The 22577-nt window shown below is 67.6% G+C and carries 18 protein-coding genes and 1 pseudogene; 10 read left to right on the top strand and 9 right to left on the bottom strand.

The features are described 5' to 3' along the window. Window positions 1-44 precede the first annotated feature (44 nt). On the bottom strand, window positions 45-5969 hold the full coding sequence (locus ACTJJK_RS01850) for an MG2 domain-containing protein (RefSeq protein WP_440729306.1): 5925 nt from the start codon (window positions 5967-5969) through the stop codon (window positions 45-47). A gap of 320 nt (window positions 5970-6289) precedes the next feature. Between ACTJJK_RS01850 and ACTJJK_RS01845 the strand changes: the two genes are divergently transcribed. The 3 genes from ACTJJK_RS01845 (at window position 6290) to ACTJJK_RS01835 (ending at window position 8258) form a co-directional block, all read left to right on the top strand. Continuing rightward, a complete protein-coding gene (locus tag ACTJJK_RS01845) occupies window positions 6290-6442 on the top strand; it encodes a hypothetical protein (RefSeq protein WP_161786141.1) in 153 nt (50 codons plus the stop codon). Window positions 6443-6492: 50 nt separating this feature from the next. Continuing rightward, a complete protein-coding gene (locus tag ACTJJK_RS01840; RefSeq protein ID WP_051885236.1) occupies window positions 6493-6963 on the top strand; it encodes a hypothetical protein in 471 nt (156 codons plus the stop codon). 308 nt (window positions 6964-7271) lie between these two features. Next, window positions 7272-8258: an LLM class flavin-dependent oxidoreductase gene (locus ACTJJK_RS01835; RefSeq protein WP_031373203.1), complete on the top strand. Its 987-nt coding sequence runs from the start codon at window positions 7272-7274 to the stop codon at window positions 8256-8258. A gap of 904 nt (window positions 8259-9162) precedes the next feature. On the opposite strand, the pseudogene ACTJJK_RS01830 reads toward ACTJJK_RS01835, so the two are convergent. From ACTJJK_RS01830 to ACTJJK_RS01815, 4 genes and pseudogenes are all read right to left on the bottom strand, one after another. After that, window positions 9163-9525: pseudogene (locus tag ACTJJK_RS01830) on the bottom strand (FKBP-type peptidyl-prolyl cis-trans isomerase); the annotation flags it as partial. 246 nt (window positions 9526-9771) lie between these two features. Continuing rightward, window positions 9772-10323, bottom strand: coding sequence for an SRPBCC family protein (locus tag ACTJJK_RS01825; protein ID WP_440729305.1), 552 nt, complete (start codon window positions 10321-10323; stop codon window positions 9772-9774). 43 nt (window positions 10324-10366) lie between these two features. After that, window positions 10367-10819: an ArsR/SmtB family transcription factor gene (locus ACTJJK_RS01820; RefSeq protein ID WP_440729304.1), complete on the bottom strand. Its 453-nt coding sequence runs from the start codon at window positions 10817-10819 to the stop codon at window positions 10367-10369. Window positions 10820-10910: 91 nt separating this feature from the next. After that, the gene (locus ACTJJK_RS01815; protein WP_440729303.1) at window positions 10911-11729 is read right to left on the bottom strand and encodes a helix-turn-helix domain-containing protein; all 819 of its coding nucleotides are present in this window, start codon (window positions 11727-11729) and stop codon (window positions 10911-10913) included. A 129-nt stretch (window positions 11730-11858) separates the two neighbouring features. On the opposite strand from ACTJJK_RS01815, the gene ACTJJK_RS01810 reads away from it, so the two are divergent. Together ACTJJK_RS01810 and ACTJJK_RS01805 are read left to right on the top strand one after the other, a co-directional pair. Then, a complete protein-coding gene (locus tag ACTJJK_RS01810; RefSeq protein ID WP_440729302.1) occupies window positions 11859-12263 on the top strand; it encodes a hypothetical protein in 405 nt (134 codons plus the stop codon). Window positions 12264-12459: 196 nt separating this feature from the next. Further along, window positions 12460-13104, top strand: coding sequence for a hypothetical protein (locus tag ACTJJK_RS01805; RefSeq protein WP_440729301.1), 645 nt, complete (start codon window positions 12460-12462; stop codon window positions 13102-13104). Between the two features lie 72 nt (window positions 13105-13176). Here the strand turns inward: ACTJJK_RS01805 and ACTJJK_RS01800 are convergent, their stop codons facing one another. The 4 genes from ACTJJK_RS01800 to ACTJJK_RS01785 form a co-directional block, all read right to left on the bottom strand. Next, a complete protein-coding gene (locus ACTJJK_RS01800) occupies window positions 13177-13656 on the bottom strand; it encodes a GNAT family N-acetyltransferase (RefSeq protein ID WP_440729300.1) in 480 nt (159 codons plus the stop codon). A 7-nt stretch (window positions 13657-13663) separates the two neighbouring features. Beyond that, on the bottom strand, window positions 13664-14179 hold the full coding sequence (gene greB, locus ACTJJK_RS01795; RefSeq protein WP_031370909.1) for a transcription elongation factor GreB: 516 nt from the start codon (window positions 14177-14179) through the stop codon (window positions 13664-13666). Between the two features lie 10 nt (window positions 14180-14189). Then, a complete protein-coding gene (locus tag ACTJJK_RS01790) occupies window positions 14190-14690 on the bottom strand; it encodes a copper resistance protein NlpE (protein ID WP_081930633.1) in 501 nt (166 codons plus the stop codon). 147 nt (window positions 14691-14837) lie between these two features. Further along, window positions 14838-16373, bottom strand: coding sequence for a helicase HerA-like domain-containing protein (locus ACTJJK_RS01785; RefSeq protein ID WP_036148070.1), 1536 nt, complete (start codon window positions 16371-16373; stop codon window positions 14838-14840). A gap of 241 nt (window positions 16374-16614) precedes the next feature. On the opposite strand from ACTJJK_RS01785, the gene ACTJJK_RS01780 reads away from it, so the two are divergent. The 5 genes from ACTJJK_RS01780 to ACTJJK_RS01760 all read left to right on the top strand — a co-directional run bounded on the left by ACTJJK_RS01780 (window position 16615) and on the right by ACTJJK_RS01760 (window position 22576). Continuing rightward, a complete protein-coding gene (locus ACTJJK_RS01780; protein WP_440729299.1) occupies window positions 16615-18195 on the top strand; it encodes a transglycosylase SLT domain-containing protein in 1581 nt (526 codons plus the stop codon). Between the two features lie 27 nt (window positions 18196-18222). After that, window positions 18223-19440 carry a M50 family metallopeptidase gene (locus ACTJJK_RS01775; RefSeq protein ID WP_223620071.1) on the top strand — a complete coding sequence of 406 codons (1218 nt, stop codon included), beginning with the start codon at window positions 18223-18225 and terminating at the stop codon, window positions 19438-19440. Next, window positions 19437-20126: a lysoplasmalogenase gene (locus ACTJJK_RS01770; protein ID WP_440729298.1), complete on the top strand. Its 690-nt coding sequence runs from the start codon at window positions 19437-19439 to the stop codon at window positions 20124-20126. The genes ACTJJK_RS01775 and ACTJJK_RS01770 overlap by 4 nt, the downstream gene beginning before the upstream one ends. Before the next feature lie 109 nt (window positions 20127-20235). Beyond that, entirely contained in the window at window positions 20236-20700 is a 465-nt protein-coding gene (locus ACTJJK_RS01765; RefSeq protein WP_152566101.1) for a hypothetical protein, read from the top strand. Between the two features lie 91 nt (window positions 20701-20791). After that, window positions 20792-22576, top strand: a complete 1785-nt coding sequence (locus ACTJJK_RS01760; RefSeq protein WP_440729297.1) for an XVIPCD domain-containing protein — start codon at window positions 20792-20794, stop codon at window positions 22574-22576. Window position 22577: the final 1 nt, after the last annotated feature.

The following is a 22577-nucleotide window of genomic DNA, read 5'->3' as shown; positions in this document are numbered from 1 at the left end:
CTCGCCCAACTGGCGCATCTTCCCTGCCTCGCCCGACGAACCCCTCATGGCTTGGGCGCGTCGACCTGCAGCTGACCGGCGGGGCCGCCCTGCGCATACACCGAGCGTTCGTACATCGACTCGGCGTATACCGGCGGCACGATGAATTTGCCGGTGTTGTTGGCGCGCACGCTGTAGCGGAACTCGACGACCTCCGAGCCGACGCCCCCGTACAGCACGATGCGGTCTTCGCGTTGTTCGACGTGGTCGGGCAGGAAGCTCGAGCCGGGCAGGGCGAGGGTCTGCTGCGGCGCCGCGTTCTGCTCGCCGCCGTCGCGCGAAGGCTGGCCGTCTTCTTCGCCGCCGTCTTCGCATTCCTCCTCGCAGCCTTCCGAACCCTCGTCGCTCGATGCCGCTTCGTCGGTCACCGACGCGGCCGCGTACTGCATCACCGGTTCGAAACCGCCCGGCAACAAGTCGACGATGGCGATGTTGCCGCGGGCCGGCGCACCGAGCGCACGCACGCGCAGGCGCACGGTGATTTCCTGACCCTGCTTGAGCGCGGTGATCGGCTTGCCGGCGGCGTCGAGATAATCGCGGACCACTTCCAGGCCGCGATCCTGCACCGCCTTCGGCGCGGCGCGGTCGTAACCGCTTTGGTTGACCAGGTACCAGGCCGGGACCGGGCCGGCCGGCGCCACCCACAGGCGCAGGTCGCCACCGGTGAAGGCGCCGCGGGCGATCAAGCCCTGGCTGCTGCCGATGCGTCGCGACTTGCCGTCCTTGCCGGCCGCTTCCAGCACCGGTGTCGCCTGCGCCGGTTGCGCGTTGGCGTAGGCGTCCATCGCCAGCACGGTCAGCGCCGAGGACAGCGTGTTGTAGCTGTTGTTGCGCAGCGGGTCGAGCAAGCGTTCCAACGCCACCGGCTTGAGCTGGTCCTTGGCCAGCGCGGCGAAGTGACGGTTGAGCAGGTAGACCGTCCAGGCCTGGTCGATGCCGCCGTCGTAGTAATACGCGTAGGGGCCCGGCGCTGCGCCGGCGCTGCGGTTGGCGCGGGTGAAAGCTTTAACCGCCAGCGGCCGCGCCGCCTTGTCCTGCTGCAACAGCTGATAACTCGCCGCGATCAACAGGCCGGCGCTGTCGTTCTCCCAGGTCTTGGGCTGGTCGCGCTTGATCTGCTCGTGCACCGAACTGAGCAGATTGCTGGCGGTGCGGCCCTGGCGGACGAGCAGATACACCGCGAAGGCGCGGCTGCGCAGTGTCGCCAGGTCGTTGCCGGAGCGGTCGGCGGCCAATGACTCCAGATAGCCGTTGAGCGATTTGAGCAGATCCTCGGGGATCGGCTGGCCGCGTTCGCGCGCTTCGATCAGGTACAGGGCGGCATAGGCGGTGACGAAGGCATCGGCCTGCGGCGTCGCCGTCCACAGACCCATGCCGCCTTCGCTGTTCTGGCGCGAACGCAACACGTCGACGATGTTGTGCTTCGGCTGGCCCGCACCCGGGCCGACCACCTTGCCGAGCTCGGGGTGCGATTGCAGCACCAACGCCGGGAAGGCGCCGCTCAGCAGTTGTTCGGTGCACTGGTGCGGGTAATCGCTCAGATAGGCGGTGAGCCCGTCGAGCGCGACCAAGGGCGAGACCGAGGCCGACAGCTGCCGGGTCGCGCGCTGGTCGTACATCCTGCGCAAGGGTTGGATGACGGTGCGCTGGGTGGCGCGCCCGGCGATCAGGTCCTGGCGTGCGACCACGGCCGGACGCAAGGACAGCTCGATGCGCCGCTGCGCCTTGAACGCACCCGAGCTCGCCTGGATCGCGACCGGCACCGCACCCAGCGCCTGCCCGGCGCGAACCCGGAAGCGCAGCGTGGTTTCGCCGCGCGGGGCGATCGACACCGGCGCCGGCGCCGCGCCGACCAGGGTCAGCGACGGCGGCAGTTGCAGATTCACGGCGACCTTGGCTGCCGCCTTGGCGCCTTCGATGGTGTTGGCGACGCCGACCGGCAGGTCGAACTCGTCGCCGGGCGCGACGTGCGTCGGCACCGTCGGCGTCAACACGAAATCGCCGCGCACCAGCGCTTCGGTCTGGAACACGCCGACCCGCTCCGGCGTCACCGCCACCGCGACCACCCGCACCTGGCCGTTGAAATGATCGGGCAGGGTGAACTTGAACTGGTGTTGGCCGTCGACATCGACGATGCCCGACCACCACACCGCAGGTTTCTCGGATTTGCGCTTGAACGGATTGAGGTGCTTGGCCATACCGCCTTCGCCGTCGCCGCCCGGCGCGGCCTGGCCGGCGATGCGGCTGAACTCGGGCAGCAACAGGTCGAGGATCTGGGCGGTGTCGACCTGTAGCATCTTCTTGCGGAAGAAATGATCGAGCGGGTCGCCGACGCGGTAGCGCGCGACCTGCAGGATGCCTTCGTCGACCGCGAACAGGACCACCCGCGCCTTGCCTTGGGTGACCACATCGGCGGTCATCGGCGTGCCCGGCTTGGTCACCCGCGGCAGGCTGACCTTGATCGGCTGGGTACGCGCGCTGCGGTCGACCGCGAACGGCGCCACGCCGTAGGACAGCGGACTCATATAGATCTCGTCCGAGTTCGGGTCGCGCAGGAACTGCACGTTGACGTAGCCGTTGCCCTCGAAATCGGCGGGCACGACGATCTTCTGCACGCTGGCGTTGCTGTCGGCGCGGAACCAGGCGTGGGCGTAGACGCGATCGCGCTCCAGCGTGATCAGGCCGCTGCCGGCGTAGGGCGCGCGCACGCTGATCTCGATGGTCTCGCCGGGCTTGTAGCTGGGCTTGGACAGATTGAGGCTCAGCTCGGCATTGCGTTCGAGCGAACGCGACAGGTTGGCGGCGCCGGCGATCTGGTAGCCGATCTGGTTGAGCACCTTGCCGTCGGCGGCGCGCACCTCAAGCACGAAGTCGCCGGGTTGGTCGGTGGTCAGCGACACGTTCTCGCGGCCGCCGGCCAGGGCCAAGGCCTGGTCGCGGCGGTCGAAGCGGCGTTCGTGCGAAACGTAGCGGTACAGCCCCGAATCCTGCTTGGTCAGCACCGATACGTAGCGCTTCTCGACCACCACCGCGCGCAGGCCGGCGACCGTCTTCGGCTTGCCGTCCTGGCCGATGGCCAGCAATTGCAAGGCGCGCTTGGCGCCGCGCTGGATGTAGTTCAGGTCGTCCTGCGACTTGATGCCGACCAGGTGATCGTTGCTCGACACCAGGGCGCTGGTCTGGGCGGCGACGTTGCGGCCGCTGCCGGGTTCGAAGGCCCGGGCGAGGAAGCTCAGCTGATAGGTCGCGCGCTCGTACTTGGTCAGATCGAGCTTGAACTCGGCCCGGCCTTCGGCGTTGGTGGTCTGGTCGCTGAGCGATTCGTCGTAGCCTTCCTTGGCGCGTTGCGGGTCGAAGAACTGATAGCCCGGATAGGCCGGGAAGCTCGGGAAGGCCGGGCGCAGCACCATCGTGCCTTCGACGCGGCGCTGCTGCGCGGGCGTGCCGAACAGGTTCTCGGCATCGACCTGGGCGGCGAGCTGTTCGGGCTTGATCCAGCCATTGGGGTTCTCCGCCGACAGCTTGGCCTTGACCCGCATGGTGTCGGGGGCGAACTCGCGCACCTGCACCGAGGTCGAGCCGATGGTGGTGCGCTTGTCGTCGCGGCCGAGCAGGAACAACTGCACCTGCCAGGTACCGCTCGGCGCGCTGTCGCTCGGGGTGAAGCTGGCGCTCTCGAAACCGCTGGCGCTGAGCTTGAGTCGCTCGCGCTTGGCGACGGTGCCGCGCGGATCGGTGAACTCCCATTCCAGCGGCAGACCGGTCAGGGCGCGCTTCCAGTCGGCGGCGCGCACGATCATGCCGATGTTGACGGTGTCGCCGGGCCGGTACAGGCCGCGGTCGGAGAACAGGAAGGCGTTGAGTGCGCCGGCCTCCAGGTCGTTGGGCTCGCCGCCGATGTCGAAACGCGAATAGTCCAGGGTGCGGTCGTGGTCGCCGATCGGCAGGAACGAATAATCCTCGCCCTGGCTCACGGTCAGCATGGTCGGCTGCTTCTCGCGCTTGAAGCCTTTCAGCGAGGGCAACTGGGCGCGGCCGCTGGCGTCGGTCTCGGCTTCGACCAGGGTTTCGCCGTTGCGGGCGACCGCGCGCACGCGCGCGCCGGCGACCGGCGCGCCGTTCGACAGCGATTGCACGAACACGTCGCGGCGGCCGTCGAGTGCCTGCTTGACCGCCATGCCCAGGTCGGTGAGCACCACCAGGCGGCTGTCCTCTTCGCTGCCGGCATCGTCGGCCAGGGTTTCCTCGGCGCTGCGTTTCTTGTCGTCTTCGTCGAGCGTGCGCAGGCTCAGCAGGAACACGCCGCGGCGGCCGGGCTTGAGGTATTGGCCGAGGTCGACGCCTTCGTAATGGGCCTTGGCCGGATTTTCGGCCGGCAGGGTCAGGCGTTTTTCCTCGCGCTCGACCAGGCTGTCGGCGGACAGGTTGTAGAAGCTGGGTTTGGCGTAGCTGCCTTCGTTGTTGAAGACCAGGTGCTGGATTTGCTCAGGCAGCACGCGAGCGATTTCCAGACGCGCGCCGGCGACGTTGCGCGAGACCAGGCTGATCCGGCGCTCGCCGCGCAGCGACAGCAACGCGCCTTCGCCGACGAAGCGCAACAGTTTCGGGTAGTCGGGCACGGTGGCGACCGTGGTGTGGGGCGCGCCGAGCATGAAACCGCCGAAGGCCTTCAGGCCCTTGTCGACGCGCACATAGATACGGCGGCCGGGCGGGGCCTGGAACTTCAAGCTGTGGGTCTCGACGTATTCGCGTTCGGTCGGCACCGCGCTCAGCGGCAGCGGCGTGGCGTGCTTGAGCACCGCCTCGTCGACGTCGTCGCGGCTCCAAGTGTAGGCGCCGCTCTGTTGCGCGGCGGGGCGGCGCGGGTCCTTGACCGGCAGCAGCCAGGCGCGCACGGCGCCGGCGACTTCGCTGTCGCGCATGGCGTTGTTGAAGCTCAGCACCAGCACTTGTTCGGGCTCGAAGCGCTCGTTGTCGACCAGCGCGGCGGCGACGTCGGTGACGTTGACGCTGTACAGCGAGGGCAGGGCGACGGTGGCGTTGAGCGCCTCGGCGCTGCCGCTGCCGCCCAGGGTGCTGACGATGCCGGCGGCGAGTTCGAGCTTGAGGCTGCCGCCGTTCTCCGGCAGGGTCAGCGGCTGCGAATGGATCCAGGCTTTGAGCCGGCCCTTTTCGTCGTAGTTGACCGTGTACTTCGGCGCCGCCAACGCGGTGCCGGCGCCGTCGGCGAGCTTGAGGACGATGCGGCGTTCGAGCTGGGCGGCATCGACCGGGTGCGAGAACTTGAGTTCGTACACGCCTTTCTTGAGCGCGGGGTCTTGCGGGTCCTGGTAGAACTCGCTGCTGGCGATCTGCGCGGTGAACGGCGCGGTCTCGAACTCGAACTGATACTCCTGCAGCACCACCTTGGGGGCGAGGCTGAGCTTGGGATCGAGTTCGACCGTATAGCGGGTCTTGACCGGCCAGTCGGCCGAGGGCTTGAACACCAGGGTCTTGTCGTCTTCCCAGCGCCATGCGCCCTTGAGTTCGGGGCTTAGGGTCACGCCGGCCGGCGCCAGGCCGACTTGCTTGATGGGTGCAGCCGTGTCGGAGAAGGTCAGGCGCAGGCTGTCGACTTCGGCCGGCGCGCGCGTGTAGTCGGTCAGTGCCGGGGTGTGGACTTCGACGTCCAGCGCACCGGGAACGATCGGCTTGGGCCGGGTGGCAAGCCAATAGCCGAGCGTGCCGACCAGGATCAGGCCGAGCACGCTGCGCAGGTACAGCCTGGGGCGTTGCCGCACCCGGGCGAGCACGGCCGCGAGCCAGGCCGGAGGGACCCAGTCGACCTGGCCGAACAGGGAGCGCGAAGCCCGCGCCCAGGGTGTGGCGCGGCCGGCGTCGCCGGCCTCCGCGGTGGGAGCCGGTTGCGACGGCGAGTCGGTGTTTTGCATTGCGGGTGTTCCAATCCGTGGTGCTGTGGCTAGTGCCGGGCCAGTGCGATCCGTTGCCTGGCCGGTCCCCGTGTTCGTCCCTTTCCCGACCGCGCCGGGCGCTTGCGCGCGGCACTGCGTGATCGATCGATGGCCTAGACCGGAATGTTAGAAAAACGTTCCTGCCGTTCGTCGGAATCCTAAGGATTTTTTAACGCCTTGGGTATCGCCGCTTGCGACGGCGGCCAAGGACCCACCCCGCGCAGGCGGTACCCCCGGCACTTGGTCGCCTCGTCCCCGAACGCTTAAGCTCGGGGCCGTTTTGCACTGTGGGAGCTGGCATGGACATCGTGGCGATCGTGATGGTGGCGTTGGGGCTGTACCTGGCCTTCAAGCTGGTCGGCTTCCTGCTGAAGTCGGCGATGTGGCTGCTGGTCCTGGCAGGGCTCTACTACTTGATCGCACCGCTCGCCGGTTGGCCCGTGCCCTGGTGAGCGCCGCTGCGCCGTCGTCTTCGTCCCCGTCGCAAGGAAACCGACTCGCCATGAACGACCGCACCGACGCCGTACCCGCCCATTGGCATGCAGACACCCAGGACGCCGGACGCCTGGTCCGGGCCGTCTACGAATGCATTTCCGGCCCGGCCGGCACGCCGCGCGACTGGGCGCGCTTCCGTTACCTGCAGCACCCGCGCGCGCTGAGCCTGCGCACCGTGGTCGAGGCCGACGGTACGACCCGCGCGGCGGTGTTCGACGTCGACAGCTACATCGCCGACGTCGAGGCCTTCTTCGCCGGCAACGACTTCCACGAAGTCGAGACCGACCAGCGGATCGAACGCTTCGGCCAGATCGCCCATATCTGGAGCAAGTACGAGGCGCGGCCGACGCCGGACTCGACGACCGTGCTCAAGCGCGGCGCCAACAGCATCCAGCTCTGCCACGAACAGGGGCGCTGGTGGGTGTTCTGCACGGTCTGGGACAACGAGCGCGAAGGGCTGCGCTTCGATCTGTTCTGAAGGCATGAGCGATAGGCGTTGAGCCATCGCTGCAAACGCCTCGTCGGTTTTCCGGGCCCCTCTCCATGCACGTGGGGAGGGAGCGCCGCTTGTGAGCGATAGGCTCGCAGCGTCCGGAACGTTCTGTGTTCGGGCCGGGTGGGGTTGAAGTGAGGGCCGAAGCCCAGCGCCCCGACATCGACACGTCGTCACCGCCATGTCAGCGTCGCCTACGCAACACAGCATCGCGTCCGATCCAAGCGGGGCAGCGCTGAATTCGCCCCGCATCGCCCCCAGATCGAAGGCAACTACGTTCCGAGCGCGACCGCATGCTGCCGTTTTCCGTACTCGACCTGGCGCCCGTCACCGAAGGCAGCGACACCCGCCAGGCCTTCGCCAACAGCCTCGACCTGGCCCGACATGCCGAGCGCCTGGGCTATAACCGCTATTGGCTCGCCGAACACCACAACATGCCGGGCATCGCCAGCGCCGCGACTGCGGTGCTGATCGGCCATATCGCCGGCGGCACCTCGACCATTCGAGTGGGCGCCGGCGGCATCATGCTGCCGAACCACGCGCCGCTGCAGGTCGCCGAACAGTTCGGCACCTTGGCTTCGCTGTACCCGGACCGCATCGACCTCGGCCTGGGACGCGCGCCCGGCACCGACCATGCGACTGCGCGCGCGCTGCGTCGCTATTACGACGGCGCCGACAGCTTTCCGCAGGACGTCAGTGAATTGCTGCATTACTTCGAACCGGTGCAACCCGGGCAAGCGGTGCGCGCCGTGCCCGGCGCCGGCCTTGAGGTGCCGGTGTGGCTGTTGGGATCGAGTTTGTTCAGCGCGCGCCTGTCGGCCGCGCTGGGTCTGCCGTTCGCCTTCGCTTCGCACTTCGCCCCGGATGCGATGGACGAAGCCCTGAGCCTGTACCGCCGCGACTTCCAGCCGTCGTCGCGGCTGCAGCGCCCGCACGCGATGCTGGCCTTGAACGTAGTCGCTGCCGACGACAGCGCCGCGGCCAAGCGTTTGTTCACCACCCAGCAACAAGCCTTCGTCAACCTGCGCCGCGGCCGCCCGGGTTTGATCCCGCCGCCGATCGACGACATCGAAACCTTCTGGACCCCGATCGAAAAAGCCGGTGTCGCCCAGGCCCTGGCCTGCGCCGTGGTCGGCGATGCCGGTGAGGTGCGCGAGGGCATCGCCGCCTTCATCGAACGGCATCGGCCGGACGAATTGATGCTGACCGCGAACATCTACGACCATGCGGCGCGCTTGCGTTCGTTCGAAATCGCCGCCGAGGTATGTCGTGCGGTGTAGATCGACGGTAGGAGCGACGTAAGTCGCGACCGCGGGATGCGCAGACGTCGGAGCGCCTTCGAGATTGATCGGAGCTGTTAACTATCGCGGTGTAGGAGCGACGCAAGTCGCGACCGCGGGATGCGCAGACGTCGGGGCGCCTTCGAGATTGATCGGAGCTGTTAACTATCGCGGGGTAGGAGCGACGCAAGTCGCGACCACGCGCCTTGCAGACGCCGCGCTCCTACCCTGGTAGCGTCGTTGTTCTTGTTCTTGTTCTTGTTCTTGCGCTTGCTGTAGCTGTGCGTCGCTTGGCACTCGCGAAGGCAATCGAAGACCCGGAGGGCGGCGCGCAGGGATGCGCGCCGTTTTTCATCGGGACAGGGATGTCCCGTATGAAAAATCCCCGCGGAGGCACCGCTCGTGCGGGCCCTTGATTCACAGAAAAGCATTTTTCTTTGGTTACCTTTCTTTTGTTGCTTATCACAAAAGAAAGTAACCCGCCGCTTTAGTGGCGGAAGCTTTTGGCGTTTGATCTTGCTTGTATGAAAGTCATAAGCAAGTGCAGAGCTTCCGCCCGCTACGCGGCCGGGTTACTTTCTTTTGCTAAGCCCAAAAGAAAGGTAACCAAAGAAAAGGGCTCTCCTTGCAAGGGCACAGGCCACGAGTTCGCAGCTAGCGCCGGGATTTTCCGATAAGACATCCCTGTCTTATCGGAAAACGCCGCACGTCCTGTGCGGCGCCCTCCGGGTCTACTGTTGACCGGCAAAGCAGCAAAGCGGCAAAACAGATCAAAATCTCGGCAACGGCAACGGCAACGGCAACGGCAACGGCAACGGCAACGGCAACGGAAACGGAAACGGAAACGGAAACGGAAACGGAAACGGCAAAAGCAACGGCAGCAACCGCAACCGCGCTACGCGCCTCAGTGCTTCTCCACCCGCAACAACTCCACCTCGAACACCAAGGAGGCATCCGGCGGGATCACTCCGCCGCCGGCGCCTTCGCGGCCGTAGCCCATTTCCGGCGGCACCATCAGAATGCGCTTGCCGCCCACGCGCATGCCGGCGACGCCGTCGTCCCAGCCGCGGATCACGCGGCCGGCGCCGAGCAAGAAGTCGAAGGGCTTGCCGCGGTCGAGCGAGCTGTCGAATTTAGTGCCGTGTTTGTCGGCGGCCTTCTCGTCGTACAGCCAGCCGGTGTAGTGGACGATCACGTCCTGGCCGGACTGGGCGACCTCGCCGGTGCCGACGCGTTCGTCGATGGTCTGGAACTGGGCGATGCGGCCGCTGAAGACCTTCGCCGCCGCTTCTTCCTGCGACGCCGGCTTGCGGCAGGCGCTCACGGCGACGGCGGTCGAAACCAGGGCCAAGGCCAGCGGCAGGGCGCGCGCCCAACGGTGCAGGCGCGAGGGGGCCACGTTAGCGGACGAGGAGGATGTGGAACGACCGATGGACACGCGCGACCTCTGAGTTTTCGCCGACAGGACGCCAAGCTTAGCCGCTGTCGGCGAATCCGGTGGGATGCCGTTCGCTCACGCCGAGGGGATGCGCCGTTCGTACTCGGCCTCGACCCGGGTGTGGGTGCGCCAGAAGCCTTGCGGCTGTTCGCCCGAAAGCAGGGCGACCAGGATGCCGAGATGGGTGTGCCAGCCGCCGGCGACGCTGATCATCATGGCGCGATCGGCCAGGCGACTATGGGTCACGACCAGGCGCACGCGCTCGCCTTCTTCGGCGAGTTCGAAGCGCACCTCCGAGGGCGGCACGTCGCTCCAGGTGTAGCTGAGCAGATGCGGCGGGTCGAACGCAGTGATCTGGCCGTGTTCGCGGTGCTCGCCGCCGTACTGGGCGTACTTCGCCGGCGGCGGGTCGTCGTCGCGGGTGAGCCGGTCGTTGTTGAAGACCAGTTCGACCGCACCGCCGAGGCGCAGCTCCATGTCGCCGGCGGCAAGCCAGCGGCGGCGTTTGTCGGATTCGGTCAGATAGGCCCAGACCCGATCGATCGGGCCGGGCAGCAGGCGTTCGATGCGCACCGTGTCGGCGGCGGTGACGGTGCCGTAGTCGTCGTGAGTCGGGGGCGGGTTCATGGCGGTCTCCTGAGGCCGCGAACGCGGCCTGGGTGATGCGCGCTCAGGCGCGGGGTTTGCGCCGCGGAGCGGCGGTCTTGTGCTCGGCCGCAGGCGGTTTCGCTCTCGGTTTCTCTTTGGGCGCAGCCCGTTTCGATGCGTCCGGTTGACGCGGGCGGACCTGGGCTTCGTCCTCGGCGTGCAGCAGCGCTTCGAGGCTGTCGAGGCGTTGGTTCCAATAGCGCTCGTAATGACGCAGCCACTCGAAGCCGCCGTGCAGCGGCCCGGCTTCGAGGCGGCAGACATGGGTGCGGCCGAGCACGGTGCGACGGACCAGGCCGGCGCGTTCCAGCGCCTTGATGTGCTTGGAGGCCGCGGCCAGGGTCATGCGATAGGGCTCGGCGAGTTCGCCGACGCTGTGCTCGCGTTCGGCCAGGCGATGCAGCATCGCCCGCCGGGTCGGATCGGCGAGGGCATGAAATACGGCGTCGAGCCGTGCGGAGCGATAGTCAACCATGCGGTTGAATATCCGTTTCGCCGGGGCGATTGTCAACCGATTGGTATAATTTTGGCCTGGGCGCCGACGAGCGGTCAGCCGGCGGCGAGGATCAATGCCCGGCGAACTGCGCCGGCTCCAGGCTGGCGCCGAAGGCGCGCATCGCCTGCGCGGTGGCGGCGTCGGCGGGGAAGAAGGATTCGATCGCCAGCTCCGACAGGGTGACTTCGAGCGGAGTGCCGAACACGGTGATGGTGCTGATGAAGGCGAGGTCGCCGAACTCGCTGCGCACCCGGAACGGCACCGCGACGTGGGCCGAGGCGGTCAGTTCGGTTTCGTCGTAAGGATCGTCGCAGGGGTAGGCGACCAGTTCGTCGTACAGCGTCGACAGGAACGGATCGCGGGTGGTGTCGGCCAGGTGGCGCAGGCGGTGCAGCAAGTGCGCGCGCCATTCGCCCAGATTGATGATGCGCGGCGCCAGGCCTTCGGGGTGCAGGCTCACCCGCAATACGTTCGACGGCCGCGCGAGCAGGAAATCGGGGATGCCGGCGAGCAGCGGCGCGACCGCGCGGTTGTGCATGATCAGGTTCCAGTGCCGGTCGACCGCCAGCGCGGGATGCGGCTCGTGCCCGTACAGCACCATCTCGATGGCGGCGTGCGCCTCGCGCAGGGCGGGGTCGTCGAGCGAGCGCTCGGCGTACATCGGCGCGAGACCGGCGGCGGTCATCAACAGGTTCCTTTCGCGCAGGGGCACGTCGAGGCGGTCGGCCAGGCGCAGCAGCAAGGCTCGGCTCGGCAGCGAGCGACCGGTCTCGATGAAGCTGACGTGGCGGGTCGAGACCTCGGCCATTTCGGCCAGGTCGAACTGGGTCAGGCGGCGACGCTGGCGCCAATTGCGCAGCAGCTCGCCCACGGGGCGGAGATCGTTCATGCGCTCACCATAGCCCGAGGCCTCGGTCGGCGGCATTACCTGGCAGGTAATCGACCCGCGGCCGCCGCGGCGGTGTGATGGCTTCCGAGATCCACACGCCCTTCAACCGCAAGCCTTCAGGAGTCGACCATGGCCATCGCCGTTCAAGCTCGTCCTTCTTCTTTGTTACGTCGTGCGCTGGTCGCCGACGCCGTTATTTCCGGTGCCGTCGGTGCCTTGCAACTCGCCGCGGCCGGACCCTTGTCCGGCTTGCTGGCCATCGAGGCGGGTTGGCTGCAGCGCAGCGGCCTGATCTTGCTCGCCTGGACCGCCTTGCTCGGCTGGATGCTGACCCGCAAGGCGGTCTCGCCGCCGATGGCGTGGACGGTGATCGGGATCAACCTGGCCTGGGTCGCAGCCTCGATCTTGGTGCTGGTCGAAGGCGCGATCGCGCCGAACACCCTGGGCATGGCCTACGTGCTGGCGCAGGCGGCGGTGGTCGCGATCTTCGCCGAACTGCAGTTCTTCGGCCTGCGCAGGCAGTCGCGTGGCTGAGGGCGGGGCTGCAAACCGATCCGTCGCATCGACGGCTCTCGCTCAGGCGAGGGCCGTCGTCGTTTTGGGCAGCCGGGTCGGGATGGATGGACCGCGAGCCGCCACCGCCGTGGCCTGGACGCGTTAGATTGGGCGTCAGATGAATCGTCGGCCCGGATATTCGGGCGCCGGCCTGCGCGGCTTAGGGGAGAACGCGATGAAACCGATTTTGTGTTTGTTCGCAGCGACGTTGCTGATCGCTGCGCCGCTATCGGCGCAACCCGGGCCGATCCCTGCGATGAGCGCCGAACAAGTCGCCAGCATGCTCGACGGCGGCAACCGACTGGAAAAGCGCATCGACGGCGACCTCAACGGCGACGGCGACATCGACACGGTCTTCGTCGGCCGCGGCGAGGACCAACGCAGCCTGATGGTCTGGCTGGCGTATCGCAGCGAGGTCGATTTCGGCCATCAGCCGGTCGGCACGCTGCAACTCGATCCCTATCCGCTCGGCGATGTCGGCCTGTCGATCCGCAAGGGCGTGCTGGTGATCGAAGACCTGACCGGCGGTACCACTGCGACCCAGTCGACCTACCGTTACCGTTACGATTCCAAGGCCGAACGCATGCGCCTGATCGGCCTGGACGCCGAGCGCTACAGCCGCACCAACAGCCACGGCACGGTCAAGCTGAGTTGGAATCTGCTGACCGGCGACCGCATCGTCGAACGCGGCGAAGTCAACGACTCGGGCCAGGGCGATCAGGCCATCGATTACGCGCCGGCCAAGCGCGACAAGCGACCGAGCAAGCCGCTGTACATGGAAACCACGCCGAATCCGGATTCGCTGCTGGAGTCTTTGTAAGACGGCCTGGGAAGGAGTCGCCGTACTTGCCGATCTGCGCCGAACGTCGGCGCGGTCGCAGCGTGGACCCGATCAGGCCTGCGGCGCCCGCCACAGCATCGGCGTCGACGGTATGCCGCCGCGCGCCTGCTCCTCGCCCTGAGCCTCGAAGCCCAGGCGCAGATAGACGCCGACGGAGTGGCGCGAAGCGTTGACGGTGACCTGCGTGGGCCAGGCGTCCTTCAATAAGGGATGCGCGCGCAGACCGGACCAGAGCCGACGCGCGATGCCGCGGCGTTGGAAGCGATCGTCGACGAACAGGTTATAGAGATGCGCCGGCAAGCGCAGCGCGGCCACGCCGACGATGCGGCCTTCGGCTTCGGCGACGAGGTAGGCATGCCCGGCGAGCAGGCGTTCGCGGGTGGCTTCGGCGCCCATCGAGGCGGCCAGAATGGCGCGGCCGTCGGCATCGCAAAGCGGAAAGATCCAGCGTTGCGCCGACGCCAGGACCAGGGCGCTGATGGCTTCGGCGTCCGCCGCCGTGGCGATCCGCAGGCTGACCTCGTCCGTCATCGGCCGCTCACTCGTCGGCGGGCGGCCGATAGGCGACCTCGACGATCGCGTAACGTTGCGGGCCGGCCGGCAGCATCGCCTCGAATTCGTCGTCGATGCGGCGCTTGAGCATGGCCCGCGCCAGCGGCGAGTCGATGCTGATGTGGCCGAGCTTGGCGTCGGTCTCGTCCGGGCCGACGATGCGATAACGCGCCAGTTCGCCGTTGGCGACGTTCTCGACCTCGACCCAGGCGCCGAAGAACACCGAGCGCGGGTCGCTCGGCGTGGTCTCGATGACATGCAGCAGCGGCAGGCGCTTGCTGAGGTAGCGCACGCGCCGGTCGATCTCGCCGAGCTGCTTCTTGCGGTAGATGTATTCGGCGTTTTCCGAGCGATCGCCCTCGGCCGCCGCGGCGGCCAGGGCTTTGACGACTTCCGGGCGGCGCACGCGCCACAGGTCGTCGAGTTCGTGCTTCAGGCGCGCGTGGCCCTCGCGCGTGATCAGCGCGGTGCTGTGTTCGGCAGGAGGGCGCCAGCGGGCCATGGGTGCTCGCTTACTGCGCCGCGCTGACGCGCTTGAGGTTGTAGTTGAGCTGCGAGTCGATCGCCTTGCCTTCCTGGTCGAGCAGGCGGATCTCTTCCTTGGAGACGACTTCGAACAGACGGTCCTGGTCGCTCTTGCTGTTCGGGTCCAGGCGCAGGCGCTTGCCTTCTTCCTCGGCGGTCCAGGTGCCGTCGCCCTTGGCGTTGCCGTCCTTCTTGCCCTGGTAGGTCTCTTCGATGGCGTAGGTGCCGTCGCTCTTGAATTCGACCTTGGTGTCGATGCCGGCGCAATCGGCGCAGGGCAGGGTGCCGCTGAAGCTGCCGGCGAAGGCGGCCACGTCGAAGCCGGTCTTCGGCGCTTCGGCCGGAATCGGTTCGGGCGCGGGGGCTGCCGGTGCGGCTTCGGCGGCCTTGGGCGCATCGGCCGGAGCGGTCGGCGCTTCGGCGGGTTTATTGCATGCGCTCAGGGCGAGCGCGGCGAGGCAGGCGAGAGCGAGCGATTGCTTGGTCATGAGCGACTCCTGGTCGGGATGGTGGAAACGATCGATGAAACCGAGGGCGGGTGCTGCGAGTAGCGAGTGCTGCGAAGAGCAGGGAAACCGGGGCGCGGCCTGCCCAAGCGGCCGCGCAGCGCGGTCGCGTCGGGCCGTGCCGTACGGCTAGCGCTTGCCGCCGAAGATGCCGCCGAGCAGGCCGCGCAGGATCTGCCGGCCGATCTGGTTGCCGACCGTGCGCGCGGTCTGTTTGGCCATGGTCTCGACCATGCCCTGGCGGCGCTTGGTGCCGAACACCGCGTCCTTGATCGACTGGCCGATGCCGCCTTCCTCCTGGTCGTCCTGCTCGCGGGTCTTAGCGGCGGGGGCGTCGGCCTGCACGGCGGCGGTTTCGGCGCGCTTGGCCAGCATTTCCGCGGCCGATTCGCGGTCGATCGAGTTGTCGTACTTCGGCCCGATCGGGCTGCTCGCACGCAATTGCGCGCGTTCGGCCTCGGTGATCGCGCCCATGCGGCAGCGCGGCGGCGCCACCAGAGTGCGTTCGACCGGCATCGGCACGCCCTTGTCCTGCAGGGTCGAGACCAGCGCCTCGCCGGTGCCGAGCTGGGAGATCACCTCGGCGACCTTCAGCGCCGGATTGGGCACGAAGGTTTCGGCCGCGGTCTTGACCGCCTTCTGGTCGCGCGGGGTGAAGGCGCGCAGCGCGTGCTGCACGCGGTTGCCGAGTTGGCCGAGGATGTTGTCGGGGATGTCGTCGGGAAACTGCGAGCAGAAATACACGCCGACGCCCTTGGAGCGGATGATGCGCACGACCTGTTCGACGCGCTGCTGCAGCGCCGGCGGCGCGTCGTCGAACAGCAGGTGGGCCTCGTCGAACACGAACACCAGCTTGGGCCGGTCGAGGTCGCCGACTTCGGGCAGTTGCTCGAACAGCTCCGACAGCAGCCACAGCAGGAAGCTCGAATACAGGCGCGGCTTGAGGATCAGCGAATCGGCGGCGAGGATGTTGATGACGCCGCGGCCGTCGCTGGTGGTGCGCATCAGGTCGTTCAGCTCCAGCGCCGGCTCGCCGAAGAAATGCGCGCCGCCCTCCTGTTCCAGGCGCAGCAGCGAGCGCTGGATCGCGCCGACCGACTGGGTGCTGACCAGGCCGTAGCTGGTCGAGATGTCCTTGCGCTCGTCGGCGACCAGGCCGAGCAGGGCGCGCAGGTCTTCCAGGTCGAGCAGCAGCAGGCCGCGGTCGTCGGCGAGCTTGAACACGATGTCGAGCACGCCGGACTGGGTGTCGTTGAGTTCGAGGATGCGCGCGAGCAGGGTCGGGCCCATTTCGCTGACGGTGGTGCGCACCGGATGGCCGAGCTTGCCGAACAGGTCCCAGAACACCGCCGGGTTGCCGGCGGGGGCGAAGTCGGCGATGCCGATCTCGCCCAGGCGCGCCTGCAGCTTGTCGTTGAGGGTGCCGGGCATGGCCAGGCCGGCGACGTCGCCCTTCACGTCGGCGAGGAACACCGGCACGCCCTGGCGCGAGAAGCCTTCGGCCAGCGTCATCAGGGTGACGGTCTTGCCGGTGCCGGTGGCGCCGGCGACCAGGCCGTGGCGGTTGCCGAGCTTGGTGTGCAGGAACACCTGGCCGCTGTCGGGGGTGGTCACGGCCTTGCCGATCAGGATGTCGTTCTGGGTTGCGCCGGGGGTCGAAGCCATATCCGCGTCCGTGATCCATGAAGAGAAAGCGAAGGGCCGATTCTAGCGGCAGCGTCGTGAGGTTCGTGAACTGTGATCCGGTCGGGCTCATGCGCCGGCGCGACCGGGGTCGCGATTCGCCGCAGAGGGCGCCGGAATGAACCCGGCAAACACGGAAAAGCCGGCAACGTCGTGTTTTCTTGCCGCGCCCGGACCCCGCCGTTACCCTGGGCCCCCGCAACAAGGACCTGCTGCCCGCCACATGCCTGCTTCCCTCCGCATCCCGGGCGCCCTCGCGCCGTTCGCCGCCGCGCTCGCGCTGTCCTGTCTTTCGCCCGATGCCGCCGCGCTGTCCAAGCGCGACCAGGCCGCCGTCGATGCCCTGACCCAGCGCATGCAGTCCGGCGAGGCCCGCTATCAGTCGGCCCTGGTCAAGATCCGCAACGCCGACCCGGCCGGGCGCCGCGAGAGCGATGCCGCGCTCGAGGACATGGAGGACGTGATCGCGGCCTGCATGAAGCAGAAGGGTTGCCAGCTGACCACGATGCTCGCCGGCTACAAGCGCCTGCTCAAGGCCAACGCCGATGCCTCCGTTGCCGGCGGCGACGAAGAACTCGACGAGGGCGGCACGCTCGACAGCGAAGGGCTCGGCGCCGACGTGCCGGAAGCCGCGCGCGCGGCCGCGCTGCTCAGCGACGACGGCCAGCGCTTCGTCAAGATGGTCCAGTACAACCCCGCGGTGCAGGCCGGCATCCGCCGCTGGCTCACCGACATGCGCGGTTCGCTGATCCAGACCCACGAAAACTATCAGTACATGCGCCAGGTGATGTGGCCGCAGTTCGAGCGCGCCGGCCTGCCGGAAGCGCTGCTGTTCGGGATCATGGCCAAGGAGTCCAACGGCAAGGTCCACGTGACCTCGCGCGCCGGCGCCGCCGGTCCCTTGCAGTTCATGTTCGCCACCGGCAAGCGCTTCGGGCTCGGCGACGACGGCAGCGGTTTCGACACCCGCTACGACCCGCGCGCGTCCTCCGAGGCCGCCGCTTCGTATTTGAACGAGCGCCTGGGCCAGCTCAACAACAGCATCGAGATGTCGCTGGCGGCCTACAACGGCGGCGAAGGCCGCGCGCTGCGCATCAACAACGCCAGCGGCGGACGCAATTTCTGGGACGAGTCGGTCTATAACCAGTTCCCGGCCGAGACCCGCGACTACGTGCCGATGGTGATCGCGGCGGCCTGGTTGTACCTGCATCCGCGCGAATACGGCCTGCGTTTCCCGCGCATCGACGCCAAGCCGGCGCCGCTGCGCCTGAGCAAGGCCACTTCGATCTACGAGCTGACCATCTGCCTGGGCAACGGCGGCACCCGCGAGGGCTATATGCGCGCGCTGCGCAACCTCAACCCGCGTTACCAGCCCAGCAGCTATCTGGCGGCCGGCACCAGCCTCAACGCCACGGTCAAGATGGTCGGCCTGTACAACCGCTGGTGCACCCAGGGCAAGCGCGCCGAACTCGCCCATACCCTGGTGATGAGCGATGCCAGCAACGCCATCGTCCGCACCGGCCCGCTCACGGTGTTGCCGTCTTCCGACGGCGCCGTCGACGGCACCCTGCCGAGCACCATCGCCGCCGGCGAACTGGCCGGCCTGGCCTCGCCGCAAGCGCCGGCGAAGAAGAAGCCGGCGACGCCGCGCGACTACCGCGTCCAGCGCGGCGAAACCCTGACCGACGTCGCGCAGAAGTTCCAGTGCGACACCAAGCAACTCGCCAAGGCCAACGGCATCAAGGCCCCGCGTTATATGGTCAAGCCGGGCCAGAAGCTCAAACTCAACGGTTGCGGCCCGTAAGCCGGTCGCCGAGCCCGGAGCGAACGCATGGACGCGCCCGCCGACGATGAGCTTGCACCGACCCGGGCGGCGCCCGTCGCCTGGGATTTGTCGCCGCGGTGGCAGAGGTTCTTCGGCAAGTTGAACACTCTGCTGACCGTGCTGACCTGGTGCGGCTTCGTTGTGCTCTTGGTCAATACGGATGCCCAGTACAACCGGTATGGCCCCCTTTTGCTGATCGCCACGGTCGTGCCGGTGCTATGGCTCACGCTGGCGATTCACGAAGGCGGACATTGGTTGTCTGCGCATCTGTTCGGCATGACCACGGTGCGGGTGATCGTCGGTTCTCTGGAGATCCAGCCGAGGCGGCGCGGCCTGCGTCTTCGCCGCCGTCCCTGTACTGGTAACAGCAGTATTCGCGGTTTGGTCGAGGCGTACGCCCAACCTGGGTGCGATCCACGTCGAGCACTGCTTGTGCAGGCACTCGGTGGCCCGCTCGCGAATCTGCTAATGGCGGGCGCCGGCCTGGCGATCGCGTTCGGTTCTGAATCCCCGACTTCCCAGAAGCTTTGGGAACTGTTCGCCTTCCTGAATCTTTCGACAGGCTTGAGCAATCTGTTACCGCGAGCGACTGATGGATCCGCCAACGACGGCCTGCTTTTTCTGCAGGCCTGGCGCAACCGTCACGAGCAACTGGCCGGTGCGGCCTCCTATGAGATCCATAGGTGGCTTTTGCATAGCGAACCACACGAACAACTGCCCGAAGAGTTGTTGGGGCGTTTGATCGCGGAACCAGAGCCGGTGCCGCTGGTCCACGATTGGTTCTGCTTCCAACACGCGCTGCAACGTGGTGGGGCAGAGACAGCGAGGCGGTTGTTGGCGCAGATGCAGGCGCGTTTCGACACTTACGACGAAACATTGCAGGCGCAGAACTTCGCCGCGATGGAGTTGTGCAAGATCGAGGGGCGCTATCTGCAGGCCTGGACCGAGCGCGATGCCGCGATCATCGACTTGGTCGATCCGCGCACGCCGGTGCTCTGGTACGTGCCGCATGTGCTGCCGCGCCTGCGTGCCTTGGCCGCGGCCTTGCGCGGCGACCGGGAGACGGCTCGCAAGCAACTGGTCGTGTCGCGCCGGTACGCCGAAGGCGCGATCGAGCCCAGGCTGCGGGCCCATGAGGCGCGTCTGCGCCGAGAGATCGAAGCCTTGATCGACGCCGGTCCCGGTTCGCTGCACAAGGATCGTGAGACAGTGGCGTCGGCATGAAAAACCGCATCGCAACGACCTCGTCTTCGCATCGAAACCCGTGGCTCGCAGCGATCGCGCTGTCGGCAGCGCTGGCGATCGCCGGCAGTTATCTGTCGCCGTGGTTGCACTATGTATTCAAGCCGCTGACCACGCTGTTGATCGTGGCGATGCTGCTGCGTCGCGGCGGCGAGGGGGAACCCGAAGTCGACGCCGGTACCGGCTACCGGCGCGCGATCCTGATCGGCCTGCTGTTGTCGACCCTGGGCGACGTGTTCCTGATGTTGCCGGGCGACTGGTTCGTGTTCGGGCTCGGCAGTTTTCTGTGCGCCCATATCGCGTACCTGATCGGCCTGACCCGGCGCGCGCCCTGGTTCGCCGCGGTCTGGCCGTTTCCGGCGTATGCCGCGCTGGCCGCGGCGGTGCTGTCGGTGCTATGGCCGCATCTGCCGGGGGAACTGCGGGTCCCGGTGATCGTCTACGTGGTGGTGCTCGCGGCGATGGCGGCGCAGGCCGCCGCGGCATGGCGCCACCGCGCCTCGCGGGCGACCGCCTTGGCTGCCTTGGGCGGGGCGTTCTTCGTCGCCTCCGACGCGACCCTGGCGATCGACCGCTTCGCCGCGCCGTTCGCGGCCGCCTCGGCCGTGGTGTTGGCGACCTATTGGATCGCGCAGACTCTGATCGCGCTGTCGGTCCGCCGCGGCTGATCGCGCTTTGATGCTCTATCGCCCCGTAACCGGACCTGGGCCCGGGAATCGGTTTACTAAAGCCAGGGCGCGTGCTAAATCGCTGCGCATGGTCCGTCTGGAGTCCGTCATGCTTACAGGATGTAATCGCGCCGCCGCGGCGTTGCTGACCTTATTGTTGTGTTCCTGCGCTTCGGCCGGGGTGCGTTTCGATGGCCAGTGGAGCTATCAGCAGAGCTGCGGCTGGAACCACACCGCCAACCTGGACCTGGCCGGTTCTGGCCAGTCCTATACCGGCAGCTGGGACGACGGCACCCGCGTCGGCGGCGACAGCGGCAAGCTCAAGGGCGAGCTGCGCGACGACAAGTTGTTCCTGCAGTTCTGCAGCGACACCGGCACGCCAGCCTGCCCGAGCTATGGCGAGGCTTCGGCCTATCTCGTGCGCGATAAGGCTACGGTGGTCTGGTACCGGAAGTTCGGCAGCGACTACAAACCCTATCTGACCTTGCACGAGGCCAAGGCCGGGCAGAAGGTGCCGACCGACGACCAGTGCGCCGACGACGAAGCCAAAGACGACGAACCCAAAGACAACTGAGCCGCGGACGATGGGGTCCGCACAGAAAGGGTCCGAACAGACAGCGAAGCCGCGGGCGCTCCGGCCCGTGTCGCAGCAAGGAGGCTAGACCATGAACCAACCCGCACAGAACGACGCCGCGGCGACACCGCCTGCGGCCCCGCCGCCGCGCGTCATGACCGACGACGAACGCCGTGCGATCGCCTATTTCGCCATCGGCGTGGGCTCCGAGGGCAGCGTCGGCGGCCGCGACGTCTCCAATCACCTGTCCTTCGCCGGCAACACCGTCAACGGGGTGATGCAGCCGGTCGGCAACAGCGGCTATTCGATCGGCACCTTGCAGACCGACCTGGGCCAGCATCCCGAAGTGGTGCCGTCGCTGGTCGACGCCTATCAGGGCTGGGCCCGCGCGAATCATCCCGAGCGCGTGCTCAGCGCCGCCGAGCGCACCCAGACCATCGCCGACCTCGGCCGCAACGGCAACACCATCACCGCCCAGGGCGGGCGTGCGATGGACGCGCGCATCGAAGGCAATCTCAACGAATTCCTGCGCTCCGACGCCGGTGTCACCTACATCCACAACCGCGACGTCGCCCAGGCCAACGAACTGGTCAGCGGCGTCATGGCCCAGGTCAGCCAGACCGCGCTGTACCGCAATTCCACGCCCGACGACCAAGTGCGCCTGACCACGATGGTGGCCAAGGTCGAGAACCAGAGCGGCACGCGCTGGACCCCGGCCTTGTTGCGCGACATGAACAACGGCACCCATAACAGCGTCGCCGACGTCAGCGGCGCGGTCGACCGCCTGTTGCCGAGGACCAGCGGCGACCGCGACTACATGGAGACCGGCCGCGACGCCGCGCTGCAGGGCGCGGAAGTGATGATTGCGCTGCGCAACGCCGACTCGCGCAGCCCGCTGCACCAGACCTGGCAGGATGTGATGGCCAATCCCCTGGTCAATCCCAGCCAGACCGGTCAGGACGCGGCGCGTCCGCATCTCGCCGCCGAGTACGACACCGCCAAGAATTTGTTCCTGCAGAAGGTCGAGGCGCCGGCCTTGATCCACGCGCTCGACCAGGGCGGCGCCTATGCCTATGGCCGTCCGCAGCAGGAAGGCCAGGGCCGGGCAGGGCGTCCGACCGCAGGCCTGTACGCGTCCGGCAACGACTTCGTGGTCTGGAACCGCGACGGCAGCGGTCATTCCAATATCGGTGGCGTGTGGGCCGACGTCGATCGCAACGAGCTGTCGCGGGTGCGCAATCGCGACGGCACCACCGACCTCAGCCAGACCCACAACGGCGCCACCACGCGCCTGCTGCACGTCGATCCGCATGCGCCGGTGCTGCGCACCACGCCGGATCCGGCGCTGCAGCCGGCCGCTCAGCAACCGGCGACGCAGCCGCAGCCGCCTGGCGCGCAGACCCCGGCCACCCAGACGCCGGGCGTGCAGGTGCCGGAGGTCCCGCCGCAGGCGACCCAGCCGCATGCGAACGCGAGCGGACGTGCCGGGCCGGAAGACCCCTTGGTGCAACAAGCGCGGGCCCAGGTCAATCAGCTCGACGCGCGGCTCGGGCGCACCCCGGACCAAACCAGCGAATGCATGATCTTCAGCGTCGCCTGCCTGGCCCGCCAGAACGGTTTCGAGCGCATCGACGGCGTGTTCCTGAGCCAGCAGACCGAGACCCAGCGCGCCGGGCAGAACGTGTTCGTGGTGCAGGGCGCGGCCAACGACCCGGCCAGCCTGCGCGCGCACATGCCGACCGCCGATGCGACCAATACGCCGGTGCAGGATTCGCAGCAGCGCCTGAGCCAGCTCGGCCCGCAGCAGGCGGCGCAACACGAGCAGCAACACCAGACCCAGCAGCAGGCGCTGCCGCCGCACGCGCGGGGCATGTAAT

This window comes from Lysobacter sp. 22409, from assembly GCF_052045105.1.
GTDB classification, from domain to species: domain Bacteria; phylum Pseudomonadota; class Gammaproteobacteria; order Xanthomonadales; family Xanthomonadaceae; genus Lysobacter; species Lysobacter antibioticus_B.
Note: the sequence above shows the minus strand (reverse complement) of the source record. Positions and strands in the feature narration are given on the sequence as shown.

Coding starts and splice junctions, on each gene's coding strand:
- ACTJJK_RS01850 (WP_440729306.1), bottom strand. CDS start 5,969: ATGCAAAACACCGACTCGCCGTCGCAACCGGCTCCCACCGCGGAGGCC.
- ACTJJK_RS01845 (WP_161786141.1), top strand. CDS start 6,290: ATGGACATCGTGGCGATCGTGATGGTGGCGTTGGGGCTGTACCTGGCC.
- ACTJJK_RS01840 (WP_051885236.1), top strand. CDS start 6,493: ATGAACGACCGCACCGACGCCGTACCCGCCCATTGGCATGCAGACACC.
- ACTJJK_RS01835 (WP_031373203.1), top strand. CDS start 7,272: ATGCTGCCGTTTTCCGTACTCGACCTGGCGCCCGTCACCGAAGGCAGC.
- ACTJJK_RS01825 (WP_440729305.1), bottom strand. CDS start 10,323: ATGAACCCGCCCCCGACTCACGACGACTACGGCACCGTCACCGCCGCC.
- ACTJJK_RS01820 (WP_440729304.1), bottom strand. CDS start 10,819: ATGGTTGACTATCGCTCCGCACGGCTCGACGCCGTATTTCATGCCCTC.
- ACTJJK_RS01815 (WP_440729303.1), bottom strand. CDS start 11,729: ATGAACGATCTCCGCCCCGTGGGCGAGCTGCTGCGCAATTGGCGCCAG.
- ACTJJK_RS01810 (WP_440729302.1), top strand. CDS start 11,859: ATGGCCATCGCCGTTCAAGCTCGTCCTTCTTCTTTGTTACGTCGTGCG.
- ACTJJK_RS01805 (WP_440729301.1), top strand. CDS start 12,460: ATGAAACCGATTTTGTGTTTGTTCGCAGCGACGTTGCTGATCGCTGCG.
- ACTJJK_RS01800 (WP_440729300.1), bottom strand. CDS start 13,656: ATGACGGACGAGGTCAGCCTGCGGATCGCCACGGCGGCGGACGCCGAA.
- greB (WP_031370909.1), bottom strand. CDS start 14,179: ATGGCCCGCTGGCGCCCTCCTGCCGAACACAGCACCGCGCTGATCACG.
- ACTJJK_RS01790 (WP_081930633.1), bottom strand. CDS start 14,690: ATGACCAAGCAATCGCTCGCTCTCGCCTGCCTCGCCGCGCTCGCCCTG.
- ACTJJK_RS01785 (WP_036148070.1), bottom strand. CDS start 16,373: ATGGCTTCGACCCCCGGCGCAACCCAGAACGACATCCTGATCGGCAAG.
- ACTJJK_RS01780 (WP_440729299.1), top strand. CDS start 16,615: ATGCCTGCTTCCCTCCGCATCCCGGGCGCCCTCGCGCCGTTCGCCGCC.
- ACTJJK_RS01775 (WP_223620071.1), top strand. CDS start 18,223: ATGGACGCGCCCGCCGACGATGAGCTTGCACCGACCCGGGCGGCGCCC.
- ACTJJK_RS01770 (WP_440729298.1), top strand. CDS start 19,437: ATGAAAAACCGCATCGCAACGACCTCGTCTTCGCATCGAAACCCGTGG.
- ACTJJK_RS01765 (WP_152566101.1), top strand. CDS start 20,236: ATGCTTACAGGATGTAATCGCGCCGCCGCGGCGTTGCTGACCTTATTG.
- ACTJJK_RS01760 (WP_440729297.1), top strand. CDS start 20,792: ATGAACCAACCCGCACAGAACGACGCCGCGGCGACACCGCCTGCGGCC.